This is a genomic window from Pseudonocardia wallangbongensis (assembly GCF_054486945.1).
Window position 1 is genome coordinate 657,604 of record NZ_JBRERS010000001.1, and the last position, 18,878, is coordinate 676,481.

Annotated in this window: 16 protein-coding genes; 7 read left to right on the forward strand and 9 right to left on the reverse strand. The window is 72.7% G+C overall.

Annotated elements, in window-relative coordinates:
- Positions 1 to 299: 299 nt before the first annotated feature.
- From ACU436_RS03190 to ACU436_RS03220, 7 genes are all read right to left on the reverse strand, one after another.
- The gene (locus tag ACU436_RS03190) at positions 300 to 1,355 is read right to left on the reverse strand and encodes an LLM class flavin-dependent oxidoreductase (protein ID WP_459021405.1); all 1,056 of its coding nucleotides are present in this window, start codon (positions 1,353 to 1,355) and stop codon (positions 300 to 302) included.
- 927 nt (positions 1,356 to 2,282) lie between these two features.
- The gene (locus ACU436_RS03195) at positions 2,283 to 3,230 is read right to left on the reverse strand and encodes an aldo/keto reductase (protein WP_459021407.1); all 948 of its coding nucleotides are present in this window, start codon (positions 3,228 to 3,230) and stop codon (positions 2,283 to 2,285) included.
- Complete coding sequence (locus tag ACU436_RS03200; protein WP_459021409.1) at positions 3,227 to 4,417, reverse strand: mandelate racemase/muconate lactonizing enzyme family protein; 1,191 nt, start codon at positions 4,415 to 4,417, stop codon at positions 3,227 to 3,229. The genes ACU436_RS03195 and ACU436_RS03200 overlap by 4 nt, the downstream gene beginning before the upstream one ends.
- Positions 4,418 to 4,427: 10 nt before the next feature.
- Positions 4,428 to 6,341 (reverse strand): beta-mannosidase, encoded by a 1,914-nt coding sequence (locus ACU436_RS03205; RefSeq protein WP_459021411.1) that lies wholly within the window; start codon positions 6,339 to 6,341, stop codon positions 4,428 to 4,430.
- Complete coding sequence (locus ACU436_RS03210) at positions 6,338 to 7,168, reverse strand: carbohydrate ABC transporter permease (RefSeq protein WP_459021412.1); 831 nt, start codon at positions 7,166 to 7,168, stop codon at positions 6,338 to 6,340. The genes ACU436_RS03205 and ACU436_RS03210 overlap by 4 nt, the downstream gene beginning before the upstream one ends.
- Before the next feature lie 73 nt (positions 7,169 to 7,241).
- Entirely contained in the window at positions 7,242 to 8,150 is a 909-nt protein-coding gene (locus ACU436_RS03215; RefSeq protein ID WP_459021414.1) for a carbohydrate ABC transporter permease, read from the reverse strand.
- 11 nt (positions 8,151 to 8,161) lie between these two features.
- Positions 8,162 to 9,370 carry an ABC transporter substrate-binding protein gene (locus ACU436_RS03220; RefSeq protein WP_459021416.1) on the reverse strand — a complete coding sequence of 403 codons (1,209 nt, stop codon included), beginning with the start codon at positions 9,368 to 9,370 and terminating at the stop codon, positions 8,162 to 8,164.
- Positions 9,371 to 9,572: 202 nt separating this feature from the next.
- Between ACU436_RS03220 and ACU436_RS03225 the strand changes: the two genes are divergently transcribed.
- The gene (locus ACU436_RS03225; RefSeq protein ID WP_459021417.1) at positions 9,573 to 10,487 is read left to right on the forward strand and encodes a Gfo/Idh/MocA family protein; all 915 of its coding nucleotides are present in this window, start codon (positions 9,573 to 9,575) and stop codon (positions 10,485 to 10,487) included.
- On the opposite strand, the gene ACU436_RS03230 is transcribed toward ACU436_RS03225, so the two are convergent.
- The gene (locus ACU436_RS03230) at positions 10,459 to 11,529 is read right to left on the reverse strand and encodes a LacI family DNA-binding transcriptional regulator (protein WP_459021419.1); all 1,071 of its coding nucleotides are present in this window, start codon (positions 11,527 to 11,529) and stop codon (positions 10,459 to 10,461) included. The two genes, ACU436_RS03225 and ACU436_RS03230, sit on opposite strands and share 29 nt — an antisense overlap.
- A 90-nt stretch (positions 11,530 to 11,619) precedes the next feature.
- Here ACU436_RS03230 and ACU436_RS03235 point away from each other — a divergent pair, with 90 nt between their 5' ends.
- Complete coding sequence (locus tag ACU436_RS03235) at positions 11,620 to 12,153, forward strand: YbhB/YbcL family Raf kinase inhibitor-like protein (RefSeq protein ID WP_459021421.1); 534 nt, start codon at positions 11,620 to 11,622, stop codon at positions 12,151 to 12,153.
- Between the two features lie 15 nt (positions 12,154 to 12,168).
- A complete protein-coding gene (locus ACU436_RS03240) occupies positions 12,169 to 13,317 on the forward strand; it encodes an acetyl-CoA C-acyltransferase (RefSeq protein ID WP_459021423.1) in 1,149 nt (382 codons plus the stop codon).
- A gap of 98 nt (positions 13,318 to 13,415) precedes the next feature.
- Here the strand turns inward: ACU436_RS03240 and ACU436_RS03245 are convergent, their stop codons facing one another.
- Positions 13,416 to 14,576 (reverse strand): ROK family transcriptional regulator, encoded by a 1,161-nt coding sequence (locus tag ACU436_RS03245; RefSeq protein ID WP_459021425.1) that lies wholly within the window; start codon positions 14,574 to 14,576, stop codon positions 13,416 to 13,418.
- 87 nt (positions 14,577 to 14,663) lie between these two features.
- Here ACU436_RS03245 and ACU436_RS03250 point away from each other — a divergent pair, with 87 nt between their 5' ends.
- The 4 genes from ACU436_RS03250 to ACU436_RS03265 are packed head-to-tail and all read left to right on the forward strand — an operon-like array spanning position 14,664 to position 18,878.
- Positions 14,664 to 15,917 carry a sugar ABC transporter substrate-binding protein gene (locus tag ACU436_RS03250; protein ID WP_459021427.1) on the forward strand — a complete coding sequence of 418 codons (1,254 nt, stop codon included), beginning with the start codon at positions 14,664 to 14,666 and terminating at the stop codon, positions 15,915 to 15,917.
- Positions 15,914 to 16,840 (forward strand): carbohydrate ABC transporter permease, encoded by a 927-nt coding sequence (locus ACU436_RS03255; RefSeq protein ID WP_459021429.1) that lies wholly within the window; start codon positions 15,914 to 15,916, stop codon positions 16,838 to 16,840. The genes ACU436_RS03250 and ACU436_RS03255 overlap by 4 nt, the downstream gene beginning before the upstream one ends.
- Entirely contained in the window at positions 16,837 to 17,664 is an 828-nt protein-coding gene (locus ACU436_RS03260; protein WP_459021431.1) for a carbohydrate ABC transporter permease, read from the forward strand. Before ACU436_RS03255 ends, ACU436_RS03260 begins: the two co-directional genes overlap by 4 nt.
- Positions 17,661 to 18,878, forward strand: coding sequence for a Tm-1-like ATP-binding domain-containing protein (locus tag ACU436_RS03265; RefSeq protein WP_459021433.1), 1,218 nt, complete (start codon positions 17,661 to 17,663; stop codon positions 18,876 to 18,878). Before ACU436_RS03260 ends, ACU436_RS03265 begins: the two co-directional genes overlap by 4 nt.

An 18,878-nucleotide genomic window follows, 5' to 3' on the forward strand; every position in this document is an offset into this window, starting at 1 on the left:
TCCCAGAGATCATTTGGCGACCATTTCGCCTTGATCGGTGTTTCGGCGCGTTCGCGTGTCGATTTCGCCCGCTTTCGCGCCGAAGCCTCGATCATGCCAGCGAAACCGGCCACCATTTCGCCTCGATCGGCGATCCGGTGTGCGTGCTGCGCCTCGGATGACACCAGGTGCACACCGAATCACCATCGGATCACCTTCGTGCGCCCCGACCGCCGCGATCCGGCACAACTGCGCCACCGACGCTTACGTCAAGCACCCCTTGATCGCCTACGACCCCTGAGGACCTGGGAATCGACCGTCTAGGACGCGAGTCGCTTGCGGACCTCGGGGAGCACCTCCTGGCCGAACCGTTTGACGTTGGCCAGGACGCCGTCGTGATCGCCGCTGACCTCGACCTGGCACAGGACGCGGCGGCAGCCGGACCGCCGGATCTGCTCGACCAGGCGCTCGACGCAGTCCTGTGCGGTCCCGACCGGGTGGGTGGCCAGGACGGCCTCGGTGAGCCCCTCGATCACCTGGGTTTCCGAGGTTCCCGGGTCGATCCGCCGAGGCACGTCGAGCAGCAGTTGGTACTCCCGGTTCGCCCGGACGAACTCCGCCGCGGCGCGGCGCATCACCGAGCGGGCTTCCTCGGCGTCGTCGCTCACGTGCGCGAAGAGCGCCATGCCGTGCTGGTGTCCGGTACCGGGATACCCGGCGGTCTGGGCGATCCTGGTGTGCTCGGCGATCATCTCCGCCTTCGCGTCGGCGTCCTTGTCGAAGAAGAACAGCATCGGGAGGCCCCGGGTGGCGGCCAGGTTCATCGATGCCGGTGAGTTCGCCGCGACGTACACCGGTGTCCGCCGTGCTCCGGCGGGGTCGAGCCCCGCGGTCACCTCGCGGAACCGGTACAGGTCGGAATCCGCGGACACCGGGCCCGACAGCGCTGCCAGCGTCAGGTCCAGCGCCTCGGGCAGCCCTCGTTGCCAGTACTCGACGCCACGCCCGATGACCTCGTAGTCCACCACCGGCTGGGCCCGGCCCACCCCGAGATCGAACCGGCCGCCGGAGAGGTGGTCCAGCAGCGCCGCCTGCTCGGCGACGTGGACCGGGGAGTGCAGCGGCAGCACCGTGACGGCCGTGCCGACCCGCACCGTGCTGGTGCATCCGAGCAGGTACCCGGCGAACGTCAACGCCGAGGGGTTGACCCCGAACGGCACGAAGTGGTGCTCGGTGACCCAGACGTCGTCGAAGCCGGCGGCCTCGGCCGCCTGCGCCGCGGCGACACCACGGGCCAGCACCTCGCCGGCGGCCTGTCCCTCGTACCGGCTGGTGAACACGAACGCGCCGATGCGGACGCCCTGATCGTCGCTCATGGCGGGATTCTCGCCGCCGCACCGGTCCGACGGATTGAAGGAATGGGAACTCAGGGAGGGTGTTGCCGAATCGAGGCGATGCGAGCATGATCCCGGCGCGACCGCTCGACCGAGCGCGGGGTGAGGCGTGATCATCGGGTGCGGTCACGGGGTGCCGCCGGGTTGGTGAACCCGCAGGTGGGGTCGGCGGCCTGGGGTGTACGCGGCGGTTCGACTCCCGTGGGCGTGCCCGGTCACCTCGGGTCGGCATGCTCGCCACACCTGTCCGGGTGATCGCAGCCGGCACCCGGGTTGCGCCGGCCCACGCGTCAGGGTGGGTGGCCGGCTTGGGTGCACTACCGACCCCCGGGGTTGCGCGGGCGGCCGTCCCCGACCTGGGGGCACGCCCGCCTGCGGACGAGACCGGCACCGCCGGGTGCCCACGCCACTGTCCGGCGGTCCCGAATCGCCGCATCGACCGACCGCGTAGAGCTGGTGCTGTCGAGGGGCATCGCGTTCGAGCTGTCCGGAGAGCAAAGACTCGATGCAGAGCCGATGGACGAGTCGCGGCCGGTTCCGCGGAACGCACCATGACTCTCGCCGAGAGCCGTGATGCGTATGGCGACGGGACCACCGGATAGTCCGCGCGCACCCGACAGGTCGGGCACGGCGCGCCCACCGCAGCGGACCCCCTGGTGATCGCCCCCGCACCGCTCGAAGTGGCCCCCGTAGCGGCCGTGATCAGCAGGATCGGGACATGAACCGCACCCATGCGGCCTATGTCCCGATCCCGCCGATCATGCCGCTCGCGTCACGGGTCCCGAGGTCCCGACGGCGCTGACCAAGGGCCGATGGCGGCGATCGAAGATCGACTGACGACCTTCTCACCTTGATCGGCGAAATCGGGACCTGGCATCCGCTACTCACATCGCCCCGATCCGGCACGACCTATCCGGCGAGCCTCGCGATCACCGCGTCGATGTCGCTCCACAGCTGTTCCGGGATGGGCACCGTCGCGAGCTCGACGGTCTCCGCCACCCGTTCCGGGCGGGAGACGCCGACGACGGTCGTGGCGATCCGGGGGTCGCGGGTGGAGAACTGGACCGCCGCGGCCGCCAGCGGGACGTCGCTCGCGGCGCAGAGCGCCTCGATCTCCCGGACGGCGGCGAGCAGTTCCGGCGCGGCCTCCTTGTAGGCGTAGCGGGAGGTGCTCGCGGCGCCCGAGGCGAGGATCCCGCCACCGAACACCGCCGCGTTGGCCACCCCCACCCCGCGGGCCACGGCGTCGTCGATCAGCGGGCCGGCGGAGCGGTCGACCAGCGTCCACCGGTTGTGCGTCAGCACCACGTCGAACGCGTCGGTGGCGACGAACTCCCGCAGCATGTCGATGGGGCCGCCCGCGACCCCGATCGACCCGGCGATCCCCTCGTCGCGCAGCCGGACCAGCACCTCCACCGGGCCGCCCGGCTTCATGGACTCGGTGAACCCGATGTGCTCCGGGTCGTGCAGGTGCAGCAGCGGCACCCGGTCGAGCCCGAGCCGCTCCAGGCTCTCCTCGATCGAGCGGAGCATCCGGTCGCCGGTGAACTCGCCGGTGTCGAGGTCGCGGTCCAGCTTCGTGGACAGCACGTACCCGGCGGGCAGGCCGCCGACCTCCCGCAGCGCCTCCCCGACCCGGCGCTCGGACTCGCCGCGGTTGTAGGAGTTCGACGTGTCGAGCGCGTTCACCGGGCCGGTCAGCGCGGCGACGGCCGTGGCGATCCCCCGCTCGGCCGGGGTGTCGTAGCCGAAGTTGCCCGGCATCGAGCCGAGCGGGCCACCGCCGATCGTCAGGGGCGTGATCCGCAGCCCGCTGCGCCCGAACGGGCGGCGGGGCAGGTCGGGCGTGGCGCTCATGCGAAGAAGTCCTCGTCCTCGGGTCGGAGGTGGGCGGCGGCGGCCTCGCGGTCGAACTCGACGCCGAGCCCGGGCCGGTCCCAGACGTCGATGAACCCGTCGACGACGATCCGCTCCGGCAGGCCCGTGACGATGGAGTACCACCAGTCGGGCTTCGCCACCGGGTACTCGAACGCGATGAAGTTGTCCGGCAGCGTGGCGCACACCTGCACCAGCGCGGCGAGCCCGAACACGCCGTCCAGCACGCCGTGCGGGGCGATCTGGACGCCGTGCAGGTCGGCGTACTCGGCCACCCACTTGAGCTCGGCGATCCCGCCGACGTCGCACGGGTCCGGCCCGACGACCCGCACGGCCTGCGTGGAGATCAGGTCCTTGAAGTTCTGCCGCAGGTAGATCTGCTCGCCGGTGTGCGTCGGCGTGCTGGTGGCGACGGTGACCTCGCGGTACTGCTCGGCGTGCACCCACGGCACGTAGTCGCCGGTGAGCAGGTCCTCCACCCACATCAGGTTCAGCGGTTCCAGTGCGCGCAGCAGCCGGATGGCGTCGGGCACCGTGAAGCCGGGACCGGCGTCCAGCGCCAGCCCGACCTCGTCGCCGAGCACGTCCTTCATCGCCTCGACGCAGGCGATCGTGTGCTTCAGGCCGCGCTCGGTGAGCGGGCCGCGGTCGGGGTGGCGCGGGCCGGTGCGCGGCTCCCCGTAGGAGAAGCCGGGCGTGCTCGCGGCCATCGGGCCGTGGTACGCGACGCCCTCCTTGATCAGCGTGAAGCCCTCGGGCGCGGCCTTCATCTCCGCCATGACGCGCGCGTAGTCCTCGGGGTCGTAGCCGTCCCGCGGCGGGCGGACACCACCGTTGTAGACGCGCACGCGGTCGCGCACCTTGCCGCCGAGCAGCTTGTACACCGGCAGGCCCGCGGCCTTCCCGGCCACGTCCCACAGCGCGATCTCGATCGCCGACACCGCGGCGCCCCACGGCTTGAACCCGGCGAAGCGGCGGATCTTCAGCAGGCACCGCTCGACGTCGGTGGGGTCCTCGCCGACCAGGAAGTCGCGGTACATCTCCACCACCGGGCGCATGTACGGCTTGGAGGACTCGATCTCCCCGAACCCGTCCACGCCCTCGTCCGTCACGATCCGCACGATCGGGCTCGCCCCGATCACCGCGCACCGCAGATCGACGATCTTCATCGGCCCCTCCTCACTCGCCGGTCACCTGCAACACCCGCACGCCGAACGGTTCCAGTGCGACGCCGCCCGGCTCGACCGGCTCCCCCGTCACGGCGTCGACGAGATCGGCTGCGATCTCCAGCACCGCGGTGACACCGTCCTCGTGCTGGCTGACGACCCAGACGAAGCGGCGGCCGTCCGGGTGGACCAGGGTCTCGGTGTGGACCAGCGGGTCCCGCACCGTGACCACCGTCCGGACCCCGGCCTCGGCCGCGAGCGCGCGGTAGAGCCGCGCGGTGTCCTCCGGGTTGACGCCGGGGGTGGCGGCCGCGAAGTGCTCCACCGGGTAGGTGCCCAGGACCATCCGGCCGTCTCCGACGGGGCGGCTCAGCAGCGCGGGCCGCCCGTGCGCGTCGGCCAGCAGCACGTCGGCGTCCACCGCGCGGACCGGCAGGTAGGACCGGGAGTTCTCGGTGCCCGCGGCGGTGAACGTGAGCCGCTCCCCGGCGGCGAGGTCGCCGAACGGCTTCTCGACGGTGAGCTCGACGGGCCCGGACACCGGCTCGACCAGCCCGTACCGCAGCTGGTGCTCCACCCCGAAGATCCGGTTCATCTCCGCCCACCACGGACCCCGCTGCCAGCTGTGCTCCCCCGCGCAGTAGGAGACGTACACGGTGGCGCCGGCTACGGCCAGCTCCTCCAGCCGCGTCCACGTGGGAGCGAGCAGTGCCTTGGTGGACGGGACCAGGTAGAGCCGGTGGCCGCCGTCGATCCCGTCCCGCTCGCGGACGAGGTCCAGCGCCACGTCGGCCTCCCACGCGGCGATCCACGCCTGCCGCAGCGACCGGAAGACGAACGGCCCGTCCGCGGCCGGGGTGAGCGGGTGGCGCTGCTCCAGGTAGGAGGAGACGAGCAGGGCCGCGTCGGCGGCCGGCCTGCGCAGCGCCGCCACGTCCACCGCGCGCAGGACCCGGGAGAACGCGGCGAGCTCCCGCAGTGCGGGCTTGGGCCGGCCGTCGGAGTCGGTCAGGCCGAAGTAGAGCTCGAAGGCGTGGTGGCGGTAGGGGTCCCGGTCGGCGATGTGCCCGTAGTCGGTGTTGTTCCAGGCCAGCCACCCCCGCGCACCCGCGAGCAGCGACGAGTGCAGGACCTGGCGGTAGTAGTGGGCCGCGTTGGCGTCGGACACGTACGCCGACGTCACCCCGAACTCCTCGAGGACGACCGGCAGCCCGGCGAACCCGAGCAGGTGGCAGATGAACGCCGCGGTGAGGAACTGGCGGCCCTGGTCGTCCTCCATCCGGTAGACGTGGGGGCCGAGGAAGTCCACGAGCGGCGCGATGTCGCGGACGTGGAACCCGTTGTCCGCGCCGGTGACCTCGATCCCCCACGCCCCGTCGCCGAGCGACACCGGCTGCGTCCCGCCGCCCGCGCGCACGGCCGAGACCATCAACTCCGCCCACGCGGCGACGGCCTCGCGGTCCTCGGGACCGCCGCGGGTCTCCGGGCGCCCGTAGATCGGCATCTCGTTGGAGACGAGCCACCCGGCGACCGCCTCGTGCCCGCCGACGCGCCCCACCATCTCCCGGATGAACCAGGACTGCCGGGCGACCAGCCACACGTCGGTGTACAGGTCACGCCCGCCGCGCCACGGCGGGTCCCAGTTCTCCCCGGACATGTGGCCGACGAGGAACGTCGGGATCGTGCCGAGACCGCGTTCGGCGTGCTGGTCGAGGAACCGCAGGTACGCCTGGACCTTCGCGTCGTCGATCCGCCCCGGCTCCGGCATGAAGTCCGGCCAGAAGAAGAAGCTGCGGGTGGTGTCCAGGCCGTGGGCGGCGAGCGTGTCCAGCTCCTCGGCCACGGTGTCCTCGTCGTAGTCGACCCACATCCGCGGCCCGCCGGCCCGCGACCAGTAGTTGACCCCCAGCCACGGCGGGTCGGTCAACCCTTCACCCCGCCGCTGGCCAGACCCCGCACGAAGTACTTCTGCAGCGCGATGAACGCGATCACCACCGGGACGCTCAGGGCCACCGACGCCGCCATCGTCGACCCCCAGTCCACCTTGAACTCGGAGGCGAACTCGGTCAGCGCGACGGGCGCGGTCCGCGCGCTCGTGGACGAGGTGAGCACCGACGCCAGCACGAACTCGTGCCAGGACTGCAGGAACGCGTACATCCCGGCGGCGGCCAGGCCCGGCGCCGCGACCGGCAGGGTGACGTAGGTGACCGCGTCGAACCGCGAACCGCCGTCGATGAGGACGGCCTCCTCCAGCTCGATCGGGATCGCCGCCACCTGGTTGCGGATCATCCAGGTGACCAGCGGCACCGTGATCACCAGGTGGGCGATGGCCAGGCCCGCGATCGTGTCGAGCAGCTGCATCGCGCCGATCATCTGGTAGAGCGGCAGCAGCAGGACCGTGATCGGCACCATCTGGCCGAGCAGGATGAACAGGGCGATCGGGCGCGCCGAGCGGAACCGGAACCGGGCGAGCGCGTAGCCGACACTTCCGCAGAGCATGATCGTCATGACGGTGACGAGGAGCGCGGCGAGGATCGAGTTGAGGAACGCCTCGGGCATCGAGGAGTTCGTGAACACCTCGACGTAGTTGTCGAGCGTCCAGGTGTCGGGCAGCAGCGCGGGCGGGATCGCGAAGATCTCGTCGCGCGGCTTCAGCGACGTGGACGTCATCACCGCGATCGGCGCGAGGGTCCAGATCGCCAGGACGGCGACGCCGATCCACGTGGCCGTCGCGAGCACCACCCGCCTGCTCATACCAGCTCCTCGCTGGCGCTCGTCGCGGGCATTCGCCCAAGGCGCTGTGCACATGATTCGCTCGCAAGCTCGCTCATGACGCCGCCTCCTCCATGTCGCCCCGGACCGCCCGGACGTAGATCACCGCGAACACCATCGAGACGACGAGCTGGATGAGCGCGACCGCGGAGACCATCGCGGCGTCACCGGTCTGGAACGCCTGGTAGATCAGGATCGGCAGGATCGTCGAGGCCCCGGCCGGCCCGCCGCCGGTGGCCACCCAGATGATCGTGAACGAGTTCAGCGCCCACACCACCATGAGCAGGGCGGCGAGCCCGGTGGTGGTCCGGATGGCCGGCAGGATGATGTAGCGCAGCACCGCGACGCCGCCCGCGCCGTCGATCCGGGCCGCCTCCACGCGCTCCTCGGGGATCGCGGTCAACGCGGCCGAGACCATCAGCATGATGAACGGCGCGGTGAACCACACCTGCACGACCGCGAGCGCGATCAGCACGACCGACGGGTCCGACAGCCACCCGATCGGCTCGGCGATGAGCCCCGCCTGCAGCAGCCAGTGGTTGACCAGCCCGTAGTCGACCGAGAAGTTCCACTTCCAGACGGTGGCACCGACGACGTTCGGGATGATCCACGGGATCATGAACAGGCCGCGCCAGAAGCCGGCGAGGCGCAGGTACCGCGAGTGCATCAGCAGGGCGGCCGCGTGGCCGACGACGAGCGCGCCGACCACCGCCACCACCGTCCAGACCGCGGTGTTGAGCAGGACCCCCGCGAAGTCCGGCGAGGCGACCAGCCGTCCGAAGGCGGCGCGGCCCTCGCCGCTGATCGCACGCTGGAGCACCGCGACGATCGGGACGACCGTCAGCCCGGCCATCACGAGCACGGCGGGCAGGGTGAGCGCGAGCCCCGTGCGGCGCCGGTTGCGGGCGGCGCGCGCGGCGGGGGTCGGGCGGCCGATCGTGGCGGCCACGCCGGCTGCGGTCATCGACATCCTCCTCAGCCGGCCGGCCCGAGCAGCCGGTCGGACTCCGCCTGGATCTGGCGCGCGCCGTCCGCGGGCGAGACCTGACCGAGCGCGACCGCCTGGATCGTGCTGTAGACGGCCGGGTTCATGGCGACCCACGCCGGGTCGTTCGGGGGCGGCACCGAGTGCTCGGCGAGCTGCTCGTAGTGGGGTTGGCGGTACTGGTCGTGGAAGCGCGGGTCGGTACCGGCGCTGACGCGGGCCGGGTAGGTCATGGTCAGCCGGGCCATGTTCTGCGGCTCGGAGAGGAACTCGACGAGCCGCCGGGCCCCCGCGGCGTTCTTCGCCTGGGCGGGCACGAGGTACCCCCAGCCGTCCGCGGCCTGCACACCGGGCCCGTCGGGCCCGGGCGTCAGCGCGGTGCCCACGTTCATCCCGGCGTCCAGCTGTTCCTCCACGTCGAACACGCCGCCCAGGTACATCGCGATGCGCCCGTTGATGAACAGCTCACGGACCTCGGTGTTGTCGACCTCCAGGGAGCTGCGCGAGGCCCAGCCGTCGGCGACCGACCCGGCGACGATCTCCAGCGCGGCCTGCGAGGACGCCACGTCCAGCTTCGGGACCCCGTTCTCCACCCGGGCGCCCGCCGCCAGCGCGAACCCGAGGTAGCGCCGCACCAGGTCCTCCGCCGCGCCGCTCATCGGCCACGCCATCCCGGTGACGCCGCCCGAGGTGAGCTTCCGCCCGTCCGCCACGAGGTCGGCCCACGTCGCGGGCGGGCCGGCGATCCCGGCCGCAGCGAAGAGGTCCTTGTTGTAGATGAGCGCGATGCAGTCCCAGCGGTAGGGCACGGCGTACGTGCCGGTGCCGCTCGTGACCGCGTCGAGCGCGCCCGGGATGAAGTCCGAGCGCGGCATGTCCGGGCCGTACATGTCCGACAGGTCCGCCAGCGCGCCCTTCGCGATGTAGGTGCGGGTCCGGGACGCCAGCTCGGTGATCACGTCGGGCGGGTCGCCCGAGTCCAGGGCCACCGAGACCTTGTTCGCCATCGTGTCGGAGGTCGTCTCGACCATCTCGACCGACAGGCCGGGGTTCTGCGCCTCGAACTCCGCGGCCAGCTCGGTGGCGATCGGCGTGTCCCAGTTGGGCACCCACCACGTGACCGTCCGCGACGGGTCCCGGCCGGTGCCCACCGAGTAGGCGATCGTCGCCGCCACCCCGAGCACCATGGCCGCGGTCACGCCGATGAAAGCAGCCGTTCTCCCGCGGATCCTCATCCGGCTGTCCCGCTCCTTCCGGCAGCTTCGTCGCGAAACCGGTTTTTGGGCCCAGTCGTAGTGACGACGCGCCGAAGTCGGGGCGTCGAGTAACCGGTTTCGCGACCGTATCACGGCGGTTCGATCCCACTACGGTGATCCCCGCGACCGTGATTTGCTAGGGATCATGACATTGCGCACCGGCGTCATCGGCACCGGCAAGTGGGCCCGCGACACGCACGCCCCGGCCCTCGCCGCCCACCCCGATGTCGAGTTCGCGGGCGTCTGGGGACGCGACCACACGAAGGCCCGGGACCTCGCCGACCCGCACGGCGTGCAGGCGTTCCGCACACCCGACGAGCTCTTCGCGGCCGTCGACGCCGTCGTGCTGACCGTGCCGCCGACCGTCCAGCCGGAGCTCGCCGTCCGGGCCGCCCGCGCCGGCACCCACCTGCTGCTGGAGAAGCCGCTCGCGCTCGACCTGCCCGCCGCCCGGCGCATCCGCGCCGCCGCCGAGGAGCACGACGTCGCCGGCCTGGTCTTCCTCACGTCGCGCCACCGGCCCGAACAGCGCGCCTGGATCGCCGCCGCCCGGGAGCGGGGCGGCTGGCACAGCGGCCACGCGAGCTGGCTCGCGAGCCTCTACGACCCGGACGCCCCCCGGGACCCGAGCGACTGGCGCCAGGCGAAGGGCGCGCTGTGGGACGTCGGCCCGCACGCCCTCTCCGTCGCCCTCGGCGTGCTCGGTCCGGTCGGCGAGGTCACGGCACGGCCCGGCATCGGCGACACCGTGCACCTCGTGATGCAGCACGGCGCGGGGCCGACGAGCACCGTGACCCTGAGCCTCACCGCCCCGATCCGGCAGAGCCTGTTCACGGCCGTCGGGACGGCGGGGGCGCTGCCGATGCCGACCCCGCTGTCCACCGTGGAGACGGCCGTGGCCACCGCGCTCACCGACCTGGCCGCGATGGTCGCCACCGGCGAGCGCACCCACGCCGCCGACCTGCGGTTCGGGGAGGAGATCGTGGAGGTGCTGACGGCGGCCGAGGAGTCCCTCGAGCACGCGCGCCCGGTCAGGTGCGCGGAGCTGGGGGATCGGTAGGCGCCGGTCCCGTCGACTCCCGCACGACCAGCCTCGGGTCCGGCAGCGGGCCGGGCGGCGCGGTGGTCACGCCGAGCAGGTCCAGCAGCCGCAGCGCGCAGCGCTCCCCGAGCCCCTGCACGTCCTGCTGGATGGTCGTCAGCGCGGGCGTGGTCCAGCGGCTGAGGTGGATGTCGTCGTGCCCGATGACGGACACGTCCTCGGGTACGCGCAGGCCCCTCGCCCGCGCCGCCCGGAAGCCGGCGATGGCCATCGGGTCGCTGTCGTACAGGATCGCCGTGGGCCGCTCGCGCTGCCCGAGCAGCTCGTCGGTGGCCCGGTACCCCGACTCCGCGGAGAAGTCGGTGCGCGCGATCCCGAGCACGGACTGGCCGTGGGCCGCCACGGCGGCCAGGAACGCCGCTGTGCGGTACTGGACGTGGGAGCGGTCCGGCGGGCCCGCCACGTAGGCCAGCCGGCGGTGCCCCAGCTCCGCCAGGTGCGCCACCGAGCCCGCCACGCCCCCGCCCGGGTCGGCGGCGCCCTCCCACGGGATCCCGGTCCGCCCCCACGGCCGCGACACGATCACGGCCGGCAGCCCCAGCTCGGTGACGATGTCGAAACGCTGGTCGATGATCCGGGACTCGGCGAGGAACACCCCGTCCACGCGCTGGGTCTGCGCGAGGTCGGCGTAGGCGTGCCGCTCCTCGGCCGCGTCGGCGTGCTCGGCGATCTGCATCAGCAACCAGAACCCGTGCTCGGCGAGTGTGCGCTCGATGCCGGAGATCAGCTCCCCGAAGTACGGGTCCGAGGACAGCAGGTCCGGCGGCCGGTTGAGGACGAAGCCGACCGCCCCCGCTCCCCCGCTCGTCAGCGCCACCGCCCGGGCCGACGGCCGCCAGCCCAGGCCCTCCGCGACCCGCAACACGCGGTCCCGGGTCTCGCCGGACACCCCACCGCGGTTGTTGAACGCCTTCGAGACGGTGGCCTTCGAGACCCCCGCGAGCTCGGCGACCTGGGAGATGGTCGCTCGTCGGCGGGCCGAGGCGGGTAAGCCGGCCATGCTCGTCGCCCCCAGCTGTCGCTCACGGATCGGAAGACAAGACTACGGTGCCAGGCGGACCAGTCCCCATGATCGAAGGAGCACCCGCCGATGCCCCACGACCCGTACGCCGACCTGCCGTCGGTCCCCTCCTTCACCGTCAGCAGCACGGACGTCGCCGACGGCGAGACGCTGGCCGTCGCCCACCGGTCCGGGATCTTCGGCGCGGGCGGCGAGGACCTGTCCCCGCAGCTGTCCTGGAGCGGCTTCCCGGAGGAGACCCGGTCGTTCGTCGTGACCTGCTACGACCCGGACGCCCCCACCGCGTCGGGCTTCTGGCACTGGGCGGTCGCCGACATCCCCGCCTCGGTCACCGAGCTGCCCACCGGCGCCGGCGACGAGAACGGCTCCGGCCTGCCGGACGGCGCCTTCCAGCTGGCGAACGACGGCAGCCTCGCCCGCTACGTCGGGTCCGCGCCGCCGCCCGGGCACGGGCCGCACCGGTACTTCTTCGTCGTGCACGCGGTCGACGTCGCGAGCCTCGGGATCCCCACCGGCGCCACTCCCGCGTTCCTCGGCTTCAACCTGTTCGGCCACACCCTCGCCCGCGGCGCGATCGTGCCCGTGTACGAGAACAAGGGCTGAGGACCGCCCGCGCCGATGGCCGACGACCGCGGTCCCGTCCTGCTCAGCGCCGCCCGCACCCCGGTCGGCCGGTTCGGCGGCGCCCTGCGCGGCGCCGACGCCGTCGACCTCGGCGCGCACGCGATCCGCGCCGCGCTCGAACGGGCCGGCAACCCGGTACCCGACCAGGTCCTGCTCGGCAACGTCGTGCAGGCGGGCAACGGGCAGAACCCGGCCCGGGTCGCCGCCACCCGCGCCGGTGTGCCCACGACCGTGCCCGGCATGACGCTGAACAACGTCTGCCTGGCCGGCCTGAGCGCCGCCGGCCTGGCCGCCACGCTCGTCCGCGCCGGGGAGCTCGACGTCGGCGTCGTCGGCGGCTTCGAGTCGATGAGCCGCGCCCTGCACGGCGTGCAGGTGCGGGCCGCGGCGCGCGTGGGCGACGGGGCCATGGTCGACCTCCTCGTCCGGGACGGGTTGTGGTGCGCGCTCTCCGAGCAGGGGATGGGCGAGATGTCCGACGCCGCCTCCGCCGAGCTCGGCATCGCGCGTGCGGACCAGGACGCGTTCGCGCTGGAGAGCCACCGGCGCGCGGCCGCGGCGGCCGGCCGGCTCGCGGAGGAGATCGCCGCGCTGCCCGAGCTGGACCGCGACGAGGGGGTACGCCCGGACACGACGATCGAGAGGCTCGCGGCCCTGCGCCCCGCGTTCACCCCGGACGGGACGCTGACCGCGGGCAACTCGTCGCAGATGTCCGACGCCGGGTCCGCGGGCGTCGTCACCGGTGCCGCGCGCGCCGCGGCGCTCGGGATCGAACCGCTCGCCGAGATCGCGGGCTACGCCGCGGTGGCCGGCCCGGACCCCACCCTGCACCTCAAGCCGGCCGCGGCTGCCAGGGCGCTGCTGAAGCGCCACGGGCTCACCCCGGCCGACGTCGACCTGTGGGAGATCAACGAGGCGTTCGGCGCCGTCGTGCTGGCCAGCATGCGCGACCTGGAGATCGACCACGGCCAGGTCAATGTCAACGGTGGCGCGATCGCGATCGGGCACCCGCTCGGCGGGTCCGGTTTCCGCCTGGTGCTGACCCTCGCCCACGAGATGCGGCGACGCGACGCGGAGCTGGGGGTGGCGACGATCTGCGGCGGAGGCGGCCAGGGCGGAGCGGTCCTCCTGCGCCGAAGCTGAGCCCGCAGCCCGACTTCGCATATCCGCTACCGACTTCGCACAGGGCGGGCCCTGTTCGAAGCACGTGCTGGGTGTGCGAAGTCGGTCGGATGGCCCGCTCAGGCCGACCAGGAACCGCTGACCACCGCCCGTTCCACCGCGCGGGGCTCCAGCACCGTGTCGGTCACCGCCAGCGCGGCGCCGCGCACTCCGGCCAGATCCCCCAGCTCCGTGGTGGCGAGCCGCAGGTGCTCGCTCGAACCGGGTAGCGCCGTCTGGTAGAGGCTCTCGCGGATCCCGGCGAGCAGGGACTCGGCCTCGGTCAGGTAGCCCCACATCGAGATCCCCGCCGGGTTCAGCAGGTTCACCACGGACGACAGCACCTCACCGATGCGCCGGCCGGACCGGCGGATCAGGTGCACGGCGTCCTGGTCGCCGTCGTTGGCGAGCTGGATGATCTGCGAGACGTGGTCGACGGGGCGTCCCGCCGCGACCATCTGCCGCACCAGCGCGCTCCCGCTCGCGACGGCGTCGAGGCACCCGACGCTCCCGCAGGCGCACGGGTCGTCGGCGTCCACCACCTTGATGTGCCCGAGCTCCCCGGCGAGGCCGTCGGCGCCGCGCACCGGCACCCCGCGGACGACGACCGAGGCGTCGATGAGGGTGCCCAGCTTGACGCACACGAGCACCTCGGCGTCCGGCCACGACGCGCGGTGCTCGGCCAGCGCCAGCATGGCGACGTCGAGGTCGAGCAGCACCGGCACCTGGTAGCGCTGCGCGAGCGCGTCCCGGAAGTGGTCGCGGTCCCAGCCGGCCGCCGACAGCCCGTGCCCGCGGGCGTAGGCCTTCAGCTCGAAGGTGCTGGGCGTGCCGACGCCGACCCCGACGACGGGACCGGCCGCCGCCTCCGCGGTCAGCTCCTCGAACGTGCGGTGCAGCAGGTCGAGCAGGGCGTCCGGGCCCCGGGCGACGTCGATGGTGACGAACCGGTCGGCGAGCACCTCGCCGTCCAGGTCCGTGACGGCGGCCCGCGCACCGGTGAGCCCCAGGTGCGCGGCCAGCACGGCGCCGGCCCGCGGGTCGAACCCGAAGACGGCGGCCGGGCGGCCGCGCGCGCCCTCGGTGCGCATCTCGCTGTGCACGAGACCGAGCCCCTGCAGGTGCTCCAGCCGCTGCAGGATCGTCGAGCGCGCGACGCCCACGGCGTCCGCGAGCTGCGTGACGGTCTGCGCCCGGCCGCTGCGGATCATCCCCAGCAGCACCCCCGCCCCTTCCACCATGGGGCCAACATAACGTCCGGACAATTACGTCGACAATCTTCATAATTATCTTGCGTGTTGCCATAACTCTTCCCTAGGCTCCGGCCGATGAGATCGCGACCGCGCCTGCTGGCCCTCGCGCTGACCCTGCTCCTCGCGACGTCCGGCTGCGCGATCTCGAGCGTCGCGGCGAGCAGCCCCGACACCACCGTCCTGACGTTCTGGCAGTACTACGACGGCACCCAGAAGGAGTGGCTGGAAGCCGAGGTGCGGCGGTTCGAGCAGGACAACCCCGGCGTGCAGATCGAGCTGGTGCAGGTGGTCGGCAGCCAGCAGGACCAGAAGCTGCTCGCATCGGTCGCCACCGGCAGCACGCCGGACCTGTTCACCAACAACATCGTCGTGGACTTCCCGACGCTCGTCGCGGGCGGCGTGATGCGCGACCTCACGCCCTACTGGGAGTCCTTCCCGGACTCCGGCCGCTTCCCCGACACCGCGACCTGGGACGACGCCGGCCGCATCTACAACCTGATGTCGTACACGAACCTCGTCGGGCTGTACTACAACCAGGACATCCTCGACGAGTACGGCCTCGCTCCCCCGGCGACGCTCGACGAGCTGCAGGCCGCCATGGAGACCGTGAAGGCGGGCGGGAAGTACGGGGGCGTCGCGCTCTCCGGGTCCGCCGACGTCGAGGGCGCGTGGCTGTTCGCCCCGCAGCTCCTGGGCCTCGGCGTGGGCTACTGCAACCTGGCCGAGTCGGCCGACCAGGTCACCGCGGCCTTCCGGCGCATCGCCGAGTGGCGCGCGGCCGACACGCTGCCCCGGGCCGCGGCCACCTGGGACCAGAACGCGTCCTGGCAGCAGTTCATGACCGGCCGGTACGCGTTCGCCCTCAACGGCAACTGGCAGCTGGGCAACGTGGAGGAGGCCGGGTTCCGGTACGGGACCGCGAAGTTCCCGGCGCCCACCGGCGGGAAGAGCCAGGTCTTCCCCGGTGGCGAGGGTTTCGCGATCGGGTCGGAGTCCGAGCACCCCGACCTGGCGTGGAAGTTCCTGGAGCAGCTGATGTCACCGGAGAGCGGCCTCGCCGTGTACGAGGCGGCGGGCTCCATCCCGCTGCACGAGCAGGCCGCCGCGGCGCCCGAGATCCGGGACGACGCCATGGTCGCCCCGTTCGCCGCCGCCACCCGCGACGCGGCCCCGTGGCCGAACAACCCGAACACCGCGGCGATGCAGAAGGCGCTCGGCACCGCGGTCAGCTCCGTGATCTCCGGGGAGCAGTCGCCGGAGGCCGGGGCCCGGGACGCGATCGAGAGCATCGACGAGGCACGCGAGCAGGGCGGCGGTGGGTGCGCATGACTCTTGCCACGAAGGATCCCGAGATCAGGCCGGCCGCGCCGCCCGCACCGGGCCGGCGCCGGGCCGCGATCACCCCGCTCGGCTTCGGGGTGCCGGCCGCGGTCGTCCTCGTCGCGATGGCGATCTACCCGGTCGTCGTGCTCTTCCAGATGTCGGTGAGCGACGTCGGGCCGAGCAACATCGTCGGCGGGTGGTCCCTCGTCGGCCTGGACAACTTCGCCGACGCGCTGGGCAACTCCGAGACCTGGTACGCGCTGTGGCGCACGCTCGGCCTCTGCGCCGTGCTGCTCGTCTCCAACCTGGTGCTGGGCTTCGTCTGCGGCTCGGTGCTGGCCGAGCCGGGGCGCGGCAGCAACGTCGTGCTCGGGCTGATGGTGTTCATCTGGGCGCTTCCGCCGCTGGTCAGCGGCAGCGTCTGGAAGTTCCTGCTCGACGACTCCGGGGTGCTCAACGAGGCGCTCGGGGTGGTCGGCATCGGCCCGGTGCCGTGGCTCAGCTCGCCCGCAGCGGCGCTGTGGACGGTCTCGGGCGTGGTGGCCTGGTCGGCGCTGCCGTTCTCGACGCTGATCCTGCGCGGCGCGATGCTCGCCGTGCCGAAGGAGGTGCTCGAGGCCGCGGCCATCGACGGGGCGGGCTACTGGACCACGCGGGTCCGCATCGTGCTCCCGCTGCTGCGGCCCACGATGTGGATCCTCGCGATCCTCACCGTCATCTACGCGTTCAAGAGCTTCGACTTCTTCTACGTCCTCACCGAGGGCGGCCCGGGCACCTCGACCAACACCCTGCCGGTGCTCTCGTACTACACCGCGTTCACCCAGTTCGACATGAGCACGGGCGCCACCGTCGCGGTGCTGTCGATGATCGTCGTCGCCGCCTGCGCCGTGCCCTACGTGCGCCGGATCAACGCGGAGGTCCCGGAATGATCGCTGCCCCCACCCGGGTCCTGTTCGCGGTCGTCAAGGTCCTGCTCGCCCTGGCCTACCTGGTGCCGCTCGCGTGGATCGTGGTGACCTCGTTCAAGAGCACCACGCAGGTGCTGCAGGACCCGAACGGCATCGTGTTCACCCCGAGCCTCGACACCTACCGCGAGGTGATCGGGGAGGGCGCGGCGGCGATCGTCACCTCCGTGCAGATCAGCGTGGTCGTCACGGTCGTCGTGGTCGCACTCGCGGTCCCCGCGGCGTTCGCCGCGGCGGCGCGGCTGGGCGCCGGGGCGGCGCGCGTCATCGCGGTGGCGCTCGCCGGGCTGCTCGTGCTGCAGATGATCCCGCAGCCGATGACGGTGATCCCGCTCTTCAGCGTGCTGGCGCAGTGGGGGATCCTCAACACCCTCCCCGGCCTGATCCTCGCCGACGTCGCGGTGATGCTGCCGTTCGCGATCATGCTGCTGCGGCCCTACGCGCAGGACGTCCCGCACGCGCTGTACGAGGCCGCCGTGATCGACGGGGCCGGGCCGTGGCGGTCGTTCCGCTCGATCACCGTGCCGATGATGCGCAACGGGGTGTTCACCGTGGCCAGCGTCATCTTCATCAACGCGTGGGGCGAGTTCGTCTACGCGATCAACCTGCTGCCGCCCGGCGTGGTGCCGCCGGTCAGCGGCCTCCTGGCCTCGCAGAACACCACCTACGCCGCCAACTGGAACGGGCTGATGGCGCTGGCGGTGCTCACCTCGCTGCCGCTGGTGGTGGTGTTCGCGATCTCGCAGAAGCGCCTGATCAGCGGGCTTTCCCTGGGAGCCGTCAAGTGAACGTCGTACTCGTCGGCGCGCTCGACACCAAGCACGCCGAGTACGGCTTCGTCCGCGACCGGATCGCCGCCGCGGGCGTGCCCTGCCTGCTGGTCGACACGTCCGTGCTGGGCGCGCCCGGGATCGCCGCCGACGTGGACCGGCGCGCCGTCGCGGCGGCGGGCGGCGCCGACCACGACGCACTCGTCGCCGCGGGCGACCGCAACGCCGCCGTCTCGGCGATGGCCCGGGGCGCCGCCGCCGTGGTCCGCGACCTGCACCGGGACGGCCGGGTGGCCGCCGTCGTCGTGCTCGGCGGGTCGAACGCGGGCTTCGTGATGAGCGAGGTCGCCCCGGTGCTGCCGCTCGGCGTGCCGAAGGTGCTCGTGTCGACGGTCGTGGCCGGCGACACCCGCCCGTACGTCGGCACCAGCGACCTCACGATGGTCTACCCGGTCGTGGACATCGCCGGGCTCAACTCGATCAGCACGCCGGTGCTGGCCCGCGCGGCCGACGCCGTCGCGGGGATGGTCACCGGGCCCCCGGTCCCGGCGCCGTCGCACCGTCCCGTGGTGGGCGCCACGATGTTCGGCGTCACGACCGCGTGCGTGCAGGCCGTCGGCGAGCACCTCGGGACGGCCGGCGCCGAGGTGCAGGTCTTCCACTGCACCGGCACCGGCGGGCGCACCTTCGAGTCCCTGATCGCGTCCGGGCTGTTCGCCGCCGTCGCCGACGTCACCACCACCGAGCTGGCCGACGAGCTGGTCGGCGGCGTCTGCTCCGCGGGGCCGCACCGGCTGGAGGCGGCCACCGCGCACGGCGTGCCGCAGGTGGTGAGCGTCGGCGCCCTCGACATGGTCAACTTCGGCCCGCGCGACACCGTGCCCGCCGAGCACGCCGGGCGGCGGCTGCTCGCCCACAACCCCTCGGTCACGCTCATGCGGACCTCCCCCGCCGAGAACGCCGAGCTGGGCCGGATCATCGCGCGGAAGCTCGCGGGGGCGAGCGCGTTCGTCGAGGTCCACGTGCCCCGGCGGGGGTTCTCGCAGATCTCCGCCCCGGGCGGGCCGTTCCACGACCCCGACGCCGACGCCGCCCTGATCGACTCCCTGCAGGCGGCACTCGACCCGCGCACCCCGCTGCACGTCCACGACCTCGCCGTGAACGACCCGGCCTTCGCCCACCACCTCGGCGCGGCGATGGACCGAGCGCTGCACCGCAAGAAAGGCAAGTGA

Bases quoted from the DNA above. Each gene is read 5' to 3' on its own strand.
- ACU436_RS03190 (WP_459021405.1), bottom strand. From the start codon at position 1,355: ATGAGCGACGATCAGGGCGTCCGCATCGGCGCGTTCGTGTTCACCAGC.
- ACU436_RS03195 (WP_459021407.1), bottom strand. From the start codon at position 3,230: ATGAGCGCCACGCCCGACCTGCCCCGCCGCCCGTTCGGGCGCAGCGGG.
- ACU436_RS03200 (WP_459021409.1), bottom strand. From the start codon at position 4,417: ATGAAGATCGTCGATCTGCGGTGCGCGGTGATCGGGGCGAGCCCGATC.
- ACU436_RS03210 (WP_459021412.1), bottom strand. From the start codon at position 7,168: ATGAGCAGGCGGGTGGTGCTCGCGACGGCCACGTGGATCGGCGTCGCC.
- ACU436_RS03215 (WP_459021414.1), bottom strand. From the start codon at position 8,150: ATGACCGCAGCCGGCGTGGCCGCCACGATCGGCCGCCCGACCCCCGCC.
- ACU436_RS03225 (WP_459021417.1), top strand. From the start codon at position 9,573: ATGACATTGCGCACCGGCGTCATCGGCACCGGCAAGTGGGCCCGCGAC.
- ACU436_RS03230 (WP_459021419.1), bottom strand. From the start codon at position 11,529: ATGGCCGGCTTACCCGCCTCGGCCCGCCGACGAGCGACCATCTCCCAG.
- ACU436_RS03235 (WP_459021421.1), top strand. From the start codon at position 11,620: ATGCCCCACGACCCGTACGCCGACCTGCCGTCGGTCCCCTCCTTCACC.
- ACU436_RS03240 (WP_459021423.1), top strand. From the start codon at position 12,169: ATGGCCGACGACCGCGGTCCCGTCCTGCTCAGCGCCGCCCGCACCCCG.
- ACU436_RS03245 (WP_459021425.1), bottom strand. From the start codon at position 14,576: ATGGTGGAAGGGGCGGGGGTGCTGCTGGGGATGATCCGCAGCGGCCGG.
- ACU436_RS03250 (WP_459021427.1), top strand. From the start codon at position 14,664: ATGAGATCGCGACCGCGCCTGCTGGCCCTCGCGCTGACCCTGCTCCTC.
- ACU436_RS03255 (WP_459021429.1), top strand. From the start codon at position 15,914: ATGACTCTTGCCACGAAGGATCCCGAGATCAGGCCGGCCGCGCCGCCC.
- ACU436_RS03260 (WP_459021431.1), top strand. From the start codon at position 16,837: ATGATCGCTGCCCCCACCCGGGTCCTGTTCGCGGTCGTCAAGGTCCTG.